Source organism: Sphingopyxis bauzanensis (assembly GCF_002205675.1).
Taxonomy (GTDB): Bacteria; Pseudomonadota; Alphaproteobacteria; order Sphingomonadales; family Sphingomonadaceae; genus Sphingopyxis; species Sphingopyxis bauzanensis.
The window spans coordinates 1-13328 of the sequence record NZ_NISK01000002.1 but is presented as its reverse complement, the minus strand read 5'-3'; the positions used below and the strand labels follow the sequence as shown (position 1 = coordinate 13328).

Sequence of the window (13328 nt, the reverse complement as noted above, 5' to 3'; positions counted from 1 at the left end):
GAGACACGGTGGCAGGAAGGGGACAGGCATTGAAGGCCAAGGCAGCCGTCCTCGTGGGCGACAACAATATCGAGATCCGCGAACTCGATGTTCCCGTCGATCCGCCTCCTGGCGGAGCGATCCTCGCCGTCGAAGGCTGCGGCATGTGCGGCAGCGACATCAAGCAGTATCATGGCGGAACGGCGCGCGCGGGTATCATGTCATATCCGGTGATTCCGGGGCATGAGACGGTTGGCCGTATTGCGAAGATCGATGTCGAAGGCGTGCGCCGCTGGGGCCTGAAAGAAGGGGACCGCGTCGCGGTCCATGGCATCGCGCCCTGCGGGACATGCAGCGGTTGCATGGCCGACTCCAAATGCATCGACAGCTTCTATTATGGATTTCGATCGCTGCACGAGCGCAGCGGCCTATGGGGTGGTTTCGCACAATATATGGAGATCGTGCCGCGCACGAAATTATATCCCGTTTCGGACAGCCTCTCGATCGAAGACGCACTGCTCTTCAACCCGCTCGCGGCAGGCTATGACTGGCTCCTCGCGCATGGCGAACTGCAAGTCGGCGAGACGGTCCTCATTCTGGGCAGCGGTCAACGCGGGCTTGCGTGCGTCGTCGCTGCGGTCGAGGCGGGCGCATCGCAAATCATCGTGACGGGATTGCGCTCGGACGCGTTCAAGCTCGACATCGCCCGCCAGCTCGGGGCGACCGTGACGATGATCGCGGAGGACGAAGATATACCGGGCCGCATTGCCGAGCTTACCAACGGGCGCGGCGTCGATCTCGTATGCGACACGACGCCCTATGTCTTCGAACCCGTGCTCGACGCGATCAAGGCGGTGCGTAACAAGGGGCGGATTGTCTTGAGCGGCCTTAAGGATTCACGCCTCATGGACGGGTTTCCGCTCGACACGCTGATGATGAAGCAGATCAGGATGATCGGCGTTCTTGCCTCGGGTCATTGGGCAACCCAACAGGCAATCCGGGTTATCGAAAGCGGGCGCTTGCCACTGGGCCTCATGCACACGCACAGCCTTCCGATCGATCTGCTCGAGCGGGGAATCAAGACGCTTGCAGGTGAAATTCCGGGCGAACGTGCCTTGCATGTCAGCATTCTAGCCCAAGCCTGACGGGCTATCCTCATCGTGCATTTGTGCCGGTCGCGGTCGATTGATCGCAACGGCTACTCCCGCTCTGGCGCCGCCATCCGGGCCGTAACGGCTTCGGCAAACATTGTCGCCGCAGGAGATTTCCGTTCACCGGGATAAAGCGGCATTTTTGGAGTGCCCGCGCGGCGACGCACTTCGGCCATGACCGCCGCCCGATCGTCGGTTTCCATTTCGTAGATCGTCAGGAATCTTGCTGGTGCATTGTCTTCGTCCGGCCCGGGCGCGAGCCTGAAGCGCTGCGCTGCCGTGAAGCCGGGTACCGCGAGAACGTCAGGCATGTGGCGATCGACGTACCATGTTTCGAAGGCCGCTTCTTCTTCAGCGGAGGGTGCCTCGGTAATGATCATGAAGAGTTGTTTCGTCATGAGATCTATCCTTGCAGTGGCGACTCGCCGATCCGATGCCGAGCTGCGCTTGAAGGGTCGCATCTCGAAAGCAGATGCGATCCCATCTCTTTTGCCTTGCTGGAGGCTCTTGGCGAGCAGCGCGTACATTTTAAGTGAAAGAGGATCGCAATCAATGCCCTGAGGCAGCGAGCCTGCTGTCGATCAATGCGGTCTGCGCAATTGCGCGGAACGAAGCGCATAAATGGAGCCGTATCGGCGTTTGTGATTGTGACGGTCATTCAATATATGACGCTGGTGCCGGGATTATTCCGGCCAATGGGAGGCAGCGGCGAACACAAAGGCCCGTATCCAGTCAGGACTGGCCGCCGACGAAAAGCTTTAAACTGCAACCCGGAAATAAATATAATCTGGGAGGAGAGGATCATGAGAACATCCAAATTGTTGCTGCTTGCAGCGTCGGTCTCGGCGCTGTCGGTTTCGACGCCCGGTTTCGCCTTTCAGGCGGACGGGCAGGAGCCAGCGACGCAGGATGCTGCGACCGACGATCGGCCCCAGAGCGGAGGCGTCGAAGATATTGTCGTTACGGCGCGGCGCGTTTCGGAAAGTGTACAGAAGGTTCCACTTGCGATAACCGTGGTGGGCACCGAGCAGCTGACGGATTCGTCGGTTCGCGGCATCAAGGATCTGCAGGGGCTCGCGCCGGCCATGTCGATCACGACCGGGAATGGCGGTCCGAGCACGGCGAATATCGCGATACGTGGCCAGACGCAGGCGGATTCACTTCTGGTGACCGATCCGTCGGTGGCGGTCTATCTCAACGAAATCAATCTACCGCGCCAGATCGGCTTGCGTTCGGCTTTTCTCGATGTCGATCAGGTACAGGTTCTTAAAGGACCGCAGGGCACGCTGTTCGGCAAGAATACCACCGGCGGCGCACTATTGCTCCGGACAAAACGGCCCGACTTGTCGGAGGCTGGTGGTTATTTCCAGGGCTCGGCGGGCAATCTCGGCACAATGCAACTGACGGCCGCGGTGGGCGCGCCGCTCATCGATGGCGTACTCGGTGTCCGCTTTGCCGGCCAGATCGCCACCAAGGACGGCTATGGCCGCAATGCGATCGGCCAGAAGCTAGGCGACCAATATGACCGCGCCGCCCGGCTGTCTGTTCTCGCCGAGCCGACCGAGAATCTCAGTGTCTTTTTGACCGCCGATTATAGCAAGCTGACCTCGAACGGCTCGGTTTCGCGCGTAACGCGCCTCAATCCGCTCGCGTTCAGCCCATCGGGAGCGCCGCTCAACGGTCTTGCTTCGGCGCTTAATCAGGCGGTCGCACAACTCGGGCTAACCCGGACCGTAGCGAATTATACAACCGCTTATAATCTTCTCCAGGCTGACATGTTCCCGGCTGGAAATCGATACGACACCAAAGGCGTCGAGCGGGTATTTGCTTATCTTGAAATTTACGGCTTCTCGGGAGATGTCAGCCTCGACCTTGGTGATGTGACGCTTCGTTCAATCACCGGTTATCGCAACACGGCGCGAAACGACCAGCAGGACTATGATCAGTCGCGGTTCGAAATCGTGCGGCCGCGTAATTTCGTCTATTCGGACCAGTTCACGCAGGAAGTGCAGCTTCTTGCCAGCATCGGCAATCTCGAACTCATCGCCGGCGGTTTTTACAGCCACGAACATGGGTGGGAGGGAAGCCAGACAAAGCAACTCGGATTGATCAATCCTGCGAGCCCGAGCTTTGCGAACTATTACGTCACCAACGAAAGCTATGCAGGATTTGCGCAAGCGAATTACGCGCTCACCGACACGCTCAAGGTCACCGGTGGTTTCCGCTACACCAAGGTTACCCAAGACGTAGACATCCGCAGCGCCAACGCGCTTGGATGCGTGGTGCCGATCGTTGTCCGGCCCGACCCGGCGATTTGCTCTGCGCCCTTCGATCTTAGCTCGAAGAAGCCTTCCTACCTTGCAAGTATCGACTGGCAGGCAACGCCGGACATTCTGCTTTACGCCAAGACCTCGAGCAGCTTCCGCGGCGGAGGCTTTAATGTGCGCGGCGGTAGCAGCGGCGGCGCCAACCCCTATATTGCGTTCGATCCCGAGACCGCAACTGACTATGAAATCGGCTTCAAGGGAGACCTCTTCGACCGCAAGGTGCGGCTCAACCTGGCAGGCTATTACACTGACTACAGCGATATCCAAAAGAGCAGCCTGATCGTCGTCAACAACACGATCGTGACCGTGATCAACAACGCGGCCAAGGGAAAAATCTACGGAGGCGAGGCCGAACTCACGTGGCAGCCGACCCCGGAGTTGACCCTCAACGCGAGCGGCGCCTGGACGCATACCGAATATACCCGCTTCGTGGAGGCGAATGGTAACGACCGTTCCAACGAGCCGTTTCCGGTGCCCGAGTGGCAATATACCGTTAGCGGAAAATACAGTACTCCGCTCGGTAATGGAGATCTCAGCCTTTACGCGGCTTGGCGGTGGCAAGACGATGTGTTTTTTCGCGGCCAGGCCTTGGATCAGGCGACGACAAGCCAGAAGGCCTACGGCCTTCTCGAAGGACGCCTCGCCTATTCGCTGAACAGCGAGCCGAACGTGGAGATCGCGCTGTGGGGCAAGAATCTTCTCGACAAAACCTATCGGACCAACGCGCTCGATTTCGATGGCAGCCTTGGATACAACCTCGCGTTTCTCGGCGAGCCGCGGACTGTCGGGGTCGAAGTGCGGATCGCGTTCGGTGGCAAGTAAGCTTTAAGCCAGGGGGCTTGACTGAGGGCGGCTGGCGATGGGCAGCCGCCCTTTTTTATATCGCCCGACGAGCCCCCGCTGAGGAATTTTAATGTACGAGATGTCTGACCGTGTCCGCGCGCTGAAATCCGATCTTGAGGATTTCATGGCCACCCACATCTACCCCAGCGAGGCCGAATTTTACCGGCAGTCCGAGACGCTGGGGCCGTGGGCGGTCTTTCCGATTATCGAGGAACTCAAGCTCGTCGCGCGCCGCCAAGGCTTATGGAATCTCTGGCACGGGGCAGGGGATACGGGCGTCCCGCTCGGCAATCTCGAATATGCGTCGCTTTGTGAAGTCATGGGGCGCTCGCTCATGGCGCCGGAAGTTTTCAATTGCTCCGCCCCCGATACGGGCAACATGGAAACGATCCTTCGCTACGGAACCGAGGCTCAAAAGGCGCGCTGGCTGGCGCCGTTGATGGCCGGAGAAATCCGGTCCTCCTTCGCGATGACCGAACCGGCAGTCGCGTCGTCGGACGCGACCAATATCGGCAGTTCGATCATACGAGATGGCGATGATTATATAATAAACGGGCGTAAATGGTACACGACTGGCGCGACCGACCCGCGCTGCGAAATCATCATTTTCATGGGCAAGACCGATCCCGAGGGCGCCGACCGCCATCGCCAGCAATCGATGATCCTCGTCCCCAAATCGGCGCCCGGCGTAGATGTCGTTCGTCCGTTGCCGGTTTTCGGCTTTTACGGCGTACCCGACCGCGCGGCCGAGGTCGTATTCGACAATGTCCGCGTCCCTGCCGACAATATTCTGCTTGGCGAAGGCCGAGGATTCGAGATCGCGCAAGGGCGGCTCGGGCCAGGCCGTATTCACCACTGCATGCGCCTGATCGGAATGTGCGAGCGCATATTGGAGCGCATGTGTCGGCGCGCTACGGTTCGCGTGCCGTTCGGGATGCCCCTGGCGCAGCAGGGCGTGACGCTCGAGAGGATCGCCGACGCACGTATCCTGATCGAACAGACGCGGCTCCTGACTTTGCGCGCGGCCCATCTGATGGACACGGTCGGCAACAAGGAAGCGAAAGCTGAAATCGCGATGATCAAGGTTGCGGCGCCCAATGCGGCCTGCACGATCGTCGATTGGGCGATCCAGATGTTTGGCGGCGGTGGGACGAGTAATGACCATTTGCTGACGGCCGCCTATGCCAATGCGCGTCTGCTGCGGTTGGCGGACGGGCCCGACGAGGTGCATCGCAACCAAATCGCGCGCCTGGAAATTAAGCGGCAGCTCCAAGTGGACGCTTCGAGAACCGGGGGCGTGGCAGACGTCTTGCCGCTGAACGAGGTCCGAAGCCGGTTTGCCCATCTTAACCCCTCGTCCGAAAATTATCTCTGGAAGTAGACGGTGGGACGACGCACCCCGCCAGTTTGGCCTGATCATCGCGAGCTGGTCTTCGATGGTCCGAATAAGGAGCGATGAGTGATGGGTTTGTTGAGCGAACGGGTGGTCGCGGTGACCGGGGCGGGGCGCGGCGTCGGCCGCGAGATCGCGCTGCTGTGCGCCAAGGAAGGCGCATCGGTCGTCGTCAACGATCTAGGCGGCAGCGCCGACGGCGAAGGCGCCGACATCTCCCCCGCGCAGGAAACCGTGAACGACATCAAGGCCGCCGGCGGCAAGGCGCTGGCAAACGGCGCCAGCGTCTCGGACCCCAAGGGCGCGGCGAGCATCATCGAGGATGCGGTGCAGAGCTTCGGCCGCATCGACGCGGTGGTGAACAATGCCGGCATCCTGCGCGACCGCATCTGGCACAAGATGAGCCATGAGGATTGGAACGCGGTGATCGACGTCCACCTCAACGGCTGCTTCAACGTGTCGAAGGCGGCGACGCCGTACTTTCGCGACCAGCAGTCGGGCAGCTTCATCCACTTTACCTCGACGAGTGGGCTGATCGGCAATTTCGGCCAGGCAAATTATTCGGCGGCGAAGCTGGGCATCGTCGGGCTTTCGCAGTCGATCGCGCTCGACATGGCGCGCGCCGGGGTGCGCTCGAACTGCATCGCGCCCTTCGCGTGGAGCCGGTTGATCGCGACGATCCCCGCGACCAACGAGGCCGAGGCGCTGCGCATCGAGCGCATGAAGACGATGACCGCCGACAAGATCGCGCCGCTCGTGGCCTTCCTGGCGAGCGACGCGTCGCAGGAGGTGTCGAACCAGGTCTTCGGGGTGCGCAAGAACGAGATTTTCCTGTTTTCGAAACCGCGGCCGATCCGCTCGATGCAGAAGAACGAGGGCTGGACCGCGCAGGCGATCGCCGAGGAGATGCTGCCGGCGTTCCGGGGGAGCTTTGCGAACCCGGCCGAGCGGTCGGGGGACGTCTTCGGCTACGACCCGATCTGATGGCGATCGACCCCGACAAGCTGCTCTCGATGCCGCCGATCGTCACGCGGCAGGTGCTGACCCCGCGCGATACGATCCTCTACGCGCTCGGCATCGGGGCGAGCGAACTCGACTTCCTGTTCGAGGAACGGCTGCAGGCGCTGCCGACGATGGCGGTGACGCTCGGTTATCCCGGCTTCATCTGGCGCGACCCGGCGCTGGGCGCGAACTGGCAGAAGATATTGCACGGCGAGCAATCGACGATCCTCCACGCAGCCCTGCCGGTCGCGGGCGAGATCGTCGGCTCGACCCGCATCGAAGCGCTCTATGACAAGGGCGCCGACAAGGGTGCGCTCGCGATGGTGACGCGCGAGATCCACGACGGCGCGGGCGTGCATCTGGCGACATCGCGCGCGATGACCTTCCTGCGCGGCGACGGCGGCTTTGGCGGATCGGCGGAGGGTGCGCCCGTGCCGCACGCCATTCCCGACCGGACACCCGATGATGTCGTGACGCTGACCACCGCGGCGAACCAGGCGCAAATTTATCGGCTGTCGGGCGACCTGAACCCGCTGCACATCGACCCCGATGTCGCCAAAGCCGGCGGCTTCGACGCGCCGATCCTGCACGGACTCGCGACCTATGGCGTGATCGGGCGGGCGCTGCTCGCCGCGCGCTGCGGCAATGACCCGGTGCGCCTCAAACGGCTCGACGGTCGTTTTTCGTCGCCGGTCTATCCCGGCGAGACGATCGAGACCTCGATCTGGGACGAACAGGATGGCAAGCTCGCCTTCCGCGCCCGCGTCGTCGAGCGCGACAAGATTATCTTCACTAACGGCTATGCGGAGACGGCATGAGCGAGTTCGGAATCCTGTCCTTCGGCGCCTATGTGCCGATCACCCGGCTGCAGCGCAGCGCGATCCATGCGACGAACAGCTGGTTCGCCGGCGGCCTGCGCGGGCTTGCCAAGGGGGAAAAGGCGGTTGCCAATTGGGACGAGGACAGCGTCACCATGGCGCTCGAGGCCGCGCGCGATGCGCTCCAGGGCATCGACCGCGCGAGCGTGCAGCGCGTCGCCATCGCCTCGACCACGCTCCCGTTTGCCGACCGCCAGAATGCCGGCATCGTCAAGGAGGCGCTGAACCTGCCCGACGCGGTCGGCGCGATCGATATTGCGGGATCGCAGCGCGCGGCAACCTCGGCGCTGCTCGCGGCGCTTGGCGGGAACGAGACGACGCTGGTGACGGCGGCGGAAATCGCGACGCCCAAGCCTGCGTCCGAGCGCGAGATGACGAGCGGCGATGCCGCCGCGGCGGTGATCGTCGGCACCGGCACGCCGATCGCGACGCTGATCGCGAGCCACAGCGTCACGATGGACTTCGTCGACCATTTTCGCGAGACGGGCGAGGCGCACGACTATGACTGGGAAGCGCGCTGGGTCCGCGACGAGGGCTTCGCGCGGATCATGAACCCCGCGATCGCGGCGCTGCTTGAGAAGGCCGGCCTCGAGGGCGGAGCGATCGACGATTTCCTCGTCCCCGTCGCGGTCAGGGGCGTGCCCGAAATGCTCGCCAAGAAGGCCGGCATCGGCGAGGGAGCGGTCGCCGATTCGCTCGGCGCGACCCTGGGGCATGCCGGCGCGGCGCATGCGCTGGTGATGCTGGCGGCGGCGCTCGAAAGCGCCCAGGCGGGCGAACGCATCCTGCTCGCGAGCTTCGGCCAAGGCTGCGACCTGCTGTTGTTCGAGGTCACCGCCGCGATTGGATCGGTGAAGCCGCGGCTCGGCGTGTCGGGCTGGCTGGCGCGGCGGATCGAGTCGAACAATTACGCCAAATATCTCTTCCATCGCGGGTTGCTCCAGCTCGAGCGCGGCGCGCGCGCCGAGCATGACAGCAAGACCGCGCTGACCGCATTGTGGCGCAATCGCAAGGCGGTGCTCGGCCTCGTCGGCGGGCGCTGCGCCAAGACCGGGACGGTGCAGTTCCCGAAGAGCGAGGTGAGCGTCAACGCCAACGACCATACCGTCGGCACGCAGGAGGATTATCCACTCGCCGAGGTGCCGGCGAAGGTGATGACCTGGACCGCCGACGCGCTGACCTATTCGCCAGACCCGCCGAGCTATTATGGCAATATCGACTTTGTCGGCGGCGGACGGATGATGACCGAATTCACCGATTTCGCGGGTGACGCGCTGGATGTCGGCGCCGATCTGCGGATGATGTTCCGCATCAAGGCGTTCGACGAGAATCGCGGTTTCCGGCGGTATTTCTGGAAGGCCGCGCCGGCTTTCTGACAGGAGATTGAAGATGGCCAAGGGTATCCGCGACAAGGTCGCCATTCTGGGCATGGGCTGTGCCAAGTTCGGCGAACGCTGGGACAAGGACGAGGATCAGCTGATGCTCGAGGCCTATGAGGAGGCGATGGCCGACGCCGGGATCGAGGCGAGCCAGATCGACGCCGCGTGGCTCGGCGCCGCATTCGACGCGCAGAATATCGGGCCGAGCGGCATCCCGCTCGCGGTGGCGCTGCGCCTGCCCGACATCGGCGTCACCAAGGTCGAGAATTATTGCGCGAGCGGGACCGAGAGCTTTCGCGGCGCGGTCTATGCGGTCGCCTCGGGCGCGTGCGATATCGCGCTCGCGATGGGGGCGGAGAAGCTCAAGGACACCGGCTATGGCGGGCTGCCGGTCCGCACGCGCGGGACGACGCACGACATGGTCGGCATCACGGGGTCGGCGCCGGGCAATTTCGCCCAGCTTGCGAGCGCCTATCGCGGCGTCCACGGCGTCGGCAAGGACGACCTGAAGCGCGCGATGGCGCATGTTTCGGTCAAGAGCCACGCCAATGGCGCGAAAAATCCCAAGGCGCATCTGCAAAAGGCGGTGACGATGGATCAGGTGCTGAACGCGCCGATGATCGCCGAACCGCTGGGGCTGTTCGACTGCTGCGGCGTCAGCGACGGCGCGGCGTGCGCGATCGTCACCACGCCCGAAATCGCGCGCGCGCTCGGCAAAACCGACATCGTCACGGTCAAGGCACTCCAGCTCGCGACGTCGAACGGCTGGGAAATGCAGGCGCAGGGGTGGAACGGCAGCTATTTCCACACCACGCGCGTCGCCGCGACCAAGGCCTATGACGAGGCGGGGATCACCGATCCGCGCGCGCAGCTGAGCCTGATCGAGGTGCATGACTGTTTCTCGGTCACCGAGTTGGTGACGATGGAGGATCTGCACATCTCCAAGGAAGGCGAAGGCTGGCGCGACGTGCTCGACGGCTTTTACGACGCCGACGGCCCCATCCCATGCCAGATCGACGGCGGGCTGAAATGCTTCGGCCACCCGATCGGCGCGTCGGGACTGCGGATGATCTACGAGAATTACCTCCAAATACTGGGCCGCGCCGGCGAGCGGCAGCGACAGGACAGCCCGGTGTTCGCGCTCAGCCACAATCTCGGCGGGATGCCGAACCAGAATGTGTCGTCGATCGCGATCATCGGCCGGGCTGACGCCTAGGTGCGATGGCAAAAAGGAAAAAAGACTTCGCGGGCATGGAGCGGAAGGCGCTTACGCGAGCCGACGGCGTTTGTTGAGGAGCGAAAGGTTTTGGAATTCTAACTTGATAAGAATCCTTACAGAATCTAGGATGCTGTGCGCGGCAGATTGCGAATTGCGTCGGTCAAGCATTCCCACTTTGGGAACCGAACCCGTGACACGAAAGCAGGTGGGGGCCAGTTTGGGGGCCACGCCATCGGGTAGGAAAAATAAAGCTAAATAAACCCAAAGGCTAACGAAAACCTTGGATTCCCGCTACCCGCTCCAAGATTTCATCCGACATCGTCCGACATTGTCTTTGAAAGCCGCAGAAAAATGCGGTGTATTGCCTATCTTTTTCCGATGGCATCCGGCGCTATAACTTTGGTTTCAAGTTTTTGAATATTCTCGCCGAGATCGACACCGAACGCCTGAGCGGTCGCATCACAAGGAAGTGCCAAAGCCATTGCGGAAGCCGCGACGCATAATCTCCTCATAAAACACTGCTCCGATAAATTTGTAGAGAGGCCCGGGCGTTGCGGAATGAAGCCAAGTCCATGACGATTTGCCGAAAAATTGGCATGGACACAGTTGCTAGCGATCAATCGGAATTCTGCAAATCGTCGATTGCAGTCATGGAGAAGGGCGGACTGCGATCGTTTTCCTCTCAATTTCCCGACGATAGCGGCCTAATCGCGCTAGCGAGGCCGTACCGAACGTGCCAGCTTCGCGTACTTGGAGAAATGAAAAAGGTGCCCGGTTGTTTCGGCGATCATATTGTCGAGAGTCCACGCTAAGATGAAATATAGTCCTCTGATCCCCCTGACCACGGTATAGTGGACGTCTCAATGCCCTTGCAAGCATGTCATAAATGACATATGTCGTTTTTAACATGAAATCGATAGCCCAACGCCTTGACGAATTTTTCCGTCGCTTACTGGCGGCACCGGCGTGCGGATCGGCGGACGAGGCCTTTGCGCTTCTCGGCCGCGTCCTGATCGAGGTCGAGGACGAACTTTCGGGCATCGCATTCGACGCCGGCTACCCCTTTGACGACGGGCGTATGTATCCGCCGCGGACGGACGCCGAGCGCTAGGTTCCTGGGCGGGCGGATCTGCGGCGCTATCGCAGCAAGGGGCATAATAGCTTCATCAGCGACAGCGGGGGATCCTGATCTGCGATTTGAAGAACAACATTCTGTTGGACAAGGCTGACAGCGGCCAGAGGAGTATCGAGCTATGACCCACCCAGCTCTTCCCAAGGACATTGTCGAATTTATTGACGCGCTTCGATCCGAGGCCGCTGCCGCGGTTGAGGTCGATGCTCCTTCAAAACCGGAAGGCGAATGGTGGATCGATCTCGAGATCGATGGAATGCATAGCAATGTCCTTTGGCAGAAATCGCTAGGCTTTGGACTTTATGTTCGCGAGAACGGCTTTGGCGGGCGGCCGCAGGAAATCTATCGAAAGGCGGCCGAGGCCGGGGCGCGGGTTCTGCAATTGGCTGCGCAATGGCGGAAGGATGCGAAATTTCATGCGCTCGGACTGAAAGAACTCCGACATCTTCTTGGCGAAACCCAGGATGATGTGGCCAAAGCACTGAATCTCGATCAGGCGCGCATATCCAAGATCGAAAATGGCGCGGACATGAAGATCAGCACATTGATGGACTTCCTCGCAGCAATGGGAGGGACGTTGGAATTGCGCGCCCGTTTTGCATCCTTTGAAGCGCCGATCGAACCAGTCGATCCTGTGCGCCGGATTGCGAGAGTGCGGCATGCAGCTTAATCTTCTCGTTCTTCGCGCGCATGATCCGAAAGGTCTCGCGGCCTTTTACGCCCAGTTCGGACTACGCTTCGTAGCGGAGAAACATGGCTCGGGTCCGGTTCACATGGCGTCCGATACGGGACGCGCCGTTCTGGAAATCTATCCATGCAGTGAAAAGAGCGCGCATACGGGAGGGCTCAGGCTCGGGTTCGCCGTTGCCGAGCTCGATGAACACTGCCGGGCGCTCGCCGGCGGAGCCGGCCGCCTAGTGCGCGGACCACGAATGACGCAATGGGGTCGCTGCGCTACCATCGAAGATCCCGAAGGCCATATCATCGATCTGACCGAATTGGAGTCGACGGCTCGATAGCGAGTACGCGCCCATGCGGCTGTGCCCATGTCGAGCAGGGTGAAGGGTAATCGAACAACGCGAACTTGTGTCGAGCGGATCAAAAAAGGTCGTTTCCTCAGTGTAGCGCCAGCCGAAGCGTTCGAAATGCTCGCTAGGATGGGAGAATGAAGTAAACCTGTGAAAGTATCGCCGACCAAGAAACCATATGGTGAAGGTTGTCCGGTCGACCTTCGTTGGCTGTGCCAGCCTGAAGCGGCTTTTCGAGCCGCAATGTCGATCAAGTTATCATCGTCGAATAGCGGCCTCGCGGTGAGTATTTGACCACTGGAGAGTTCAAGAAAACGGATGCCTGGTGAAAGCTATTTTGGATCGCGTATCCGGCGCTCTAATCCAATTGATATGTACGGCGATTGACCGTCCATAATTAACGGAATGGAATTGGCATGTTTGCACTGGAATCAGTCGCCTCGACGCCGGGTAAGATGGAGGCGCGGAAGGAAGTGCGGATGCACCGCGCCGACGAGGAGCGGATCAGGGCGGCTGCTGCAGCGACTGGCCTTCAGGAGGCAGACTTTATTCGCCAGGCTGCCATCATTCGTGCGCAGGAAGTCAAGCAGCGCATGACCCTGTCGAGTTTGCCGGTTGAGACATTCGAGGCTTTCAGGGCTGCGATCGAGGCTCCGGGCAAGAAGGTGCCCAATCTTACGCGTGCGGCGAAGGTCACGAAGGATATCTTCAGGGATGCCGAATAGGGCGGCCGATCTGCCGACCACTACGATGGCCAAGTTCGAAAAGGCGTTGCGTGACCGCAGCGCCTGTTCCTGGTGTGCCAGGCATGGCGTTGATGTTGGAGGTGCAAGTCCTCTGCGGGCCGGCTGAACGGAACCGCTAGCCAAGGGCAACTGCGTCGTCGCGAGGCGAGGTGGGGAGGAAGCCGGAGGCAAAGCTCGGAGCTGACGAACAGGAACCGGATATGAGGCCGGTGCGGTGGGGTAACTGGGCCATGGACCGGGACGCCCGATAT

General features: G+C 61.2%; 13 protein-coding genes. 11 read left to right on the top strand and 2 right to left on the bottom strand.

The features are described from left to right. Nucleotides 1–29: 29 nt before the first annotated feature. Nucleotides 30–1124 (top strand): zinc-dependent alcohol dehydrogenase, encoded by a 1095-nt coding sequence (locus CDQ92_RS06575; protein WP_088440642.1) that lies wholly within the window; start codon nucleotides 30–32, stop codon nucleotides 1122–1124. A 53-nt stretch (nucleotides 1125–1177) separates the two neighbouring features. Here the strand turns inward: CDQ92_RS06575 and CDQ92_RS06570 are convergent, their stop codons facing one another. Then, the gene (locus CDQ92_RS06570) at nucleotides 1178–1657 is read right to left on the bottom strand and encodes a DUF4286 family protein (RefSeq protein WP_088440641.1); all 480 of its coding nucleotides are present in this window, start codon (nucleotides 1655–1657) and stop codon (nucleotides 1178–1180) included. Between the two features lie 138 nt (nucleotides 1658–1795). On the opposite strand from CDQ92_RS06570, the gene CDQ92_RS06565 reads away from it, so the two are divergent. The 6 genes from CDQ92_RS06565 (at nucleotide 1796) to CDQ92_RS06540 (ending at nucleotide 10168) form a co-directional block, all read left to right on the top strand. Then, nucleotides 1796–4279, top strand: coding sequence for a TonB-dependent receptor (locus CDQ92_RS06565; protein ID WP_158213774.1), 2484 nt, complete (start codon nucleotides 1796–1798; stop codon nucleotides 4277–4279). A gap of 91 nt (nucleotides 4280–4370) precedes the next feature. Further along, the gene (locus CDQ92_RS06560) at nucleotides 4371–5681 is read left to right on the top strand and encodes an acyl-CoA dehydrogenase family protein (protein WP_088440639.1); all 1311 of its coding nucleotides are present in this window, start codon (nucleotides 4371–4373) and stop codon (nucleotides 5679–5681) included. Between the two features lie 81 nt (nucleotides 5682–5762). Further along, nucleotides 5763–6677 (top strand): SDR family NAD(P)-dependent oxidoreductase, encoded by a 915-nt coding sequence (locus CDQ92_RS06555; protein ID WP_088440638.1) that lies wholly within the window; start codon nucleotides 5763–5765, stop codon nucleotides 6675–6677. Further along, nucleotides 6677–7513: a MaoC family dehydratase gene (locus CDQ92_RS06550; RefSeq protein WP_088440637.1), complete on the top strand. Its 837-nt coding sequence runs from the start codon at nucleotides 6677–6679 to the stop codon at nucleotides 7511–7513. Before CDQ92_RS06555 ends, CDQ92_RS06550 begins: the two co-directional genes overlap by 1 nt. Further along, nucleotides 7510–8949, top strand: a complete 1440-nt coding sequence (locus CDQ92_RS06545) for a 3-oxoacyl-[acyl-carrier-protein] synthase III C-terminal domain-containing protein (RefSeq protein ID WP_088440636.1) — start codon at nucleotides 7510–7512, stop codon at nucleotides 8947–8949. The genes CDQ92_RS06550 and CDQ92_RS06545 overlap by 4 nt, the downstream gene beginning before the upstream one ends. 13 nt (nucleotides 8950–8962) lie before the next feature. Then, on the top strand, nucleotides 8963–10168 hold the full coding sequence (locus CDQ92_RS06540) for an acetyl-CoA acetyltransferase (RefSeq protein WP_088440635.1): 1206 nt from the start codon (nucleotides 8963–8965) through the stop codon (nucleotides 10166–10168). Nucleotides 10169–10536: 368 nt separating this feature from the next. Here CDQ92_RS06540 and CDQ92_RS20745 read toward each other — a convergent pair whose 3' ends face one another. After that, a complete protein-coding gene (locus CDQ92_RS20745; protein WP_144035693.1) occupies nucleotides 10537–10791 on the bottom strand; it encodes a hypothetical protein in 255 nt (84 codons plus the stop codon). A 287-nt stretch (nucleotides 10792–11078) separates the two neighbouring features. Between CDQ92_RS20745 and CDQ92_RS06535 the strand changes: the two genes are divergently transcribed. From CDQ92_RS06535 to CDQ92_RS06520, 4 genes are all read left to right on the top strand, one after another. Beyond that, a complete protein-coding gene (locus tag CDQ92_RS06535; protein ID WP_144035692.1) occupies nucleotides 11079–11282 on the top strand; it encodes a hypothetical protein in 204 nt (67 codons plus the stop codon). Nucleotides 11283–11424: 142 nt separating this feature from the next. Next, complete coding sequence (locus CDQ92_RS06530) at nucleotides 11425–11973, top strand: XRE family transcriptional regulator (protein ID WP_088440633.1); 549 nt, start codon at nucleotides 11425–11427, stop codon at nucleotides 11971–11973. Next, nucleotides 11963–12322: a VOC family protein gene (locus tag CDQ92_RS06525; RefSeq protein WP_088440632.1), complete on the top strand. Its 360-nt coding sequence runs from the start codon at nucleotides 11963–11965 to the stop codon at nucleotides 12320–12322. The genes CDQ92_RS06530 and CDQ92_RS06525 overlap by 11 nt, the downstream gene beginning before the upstream one ends. A gap of 425 nt (nucleotides 12323–12747) precedes the next feature. Then, nucleotides 12748–13056 carry a type II toxin -antitoxin system TacA 1-like antitoxin gene (locus CDQ92_RS06520; protein ID WP_088440631.1) on the top strand — a complete coding sequence of 103 codons (309 nt, stop codon included), beginning with the start codon at nucleotides 12748–12750 and terminating at the stop codon, nucleotides 13054–13056. Nucleotides 13057–13328: the final 272 nt, after the last annotated feature.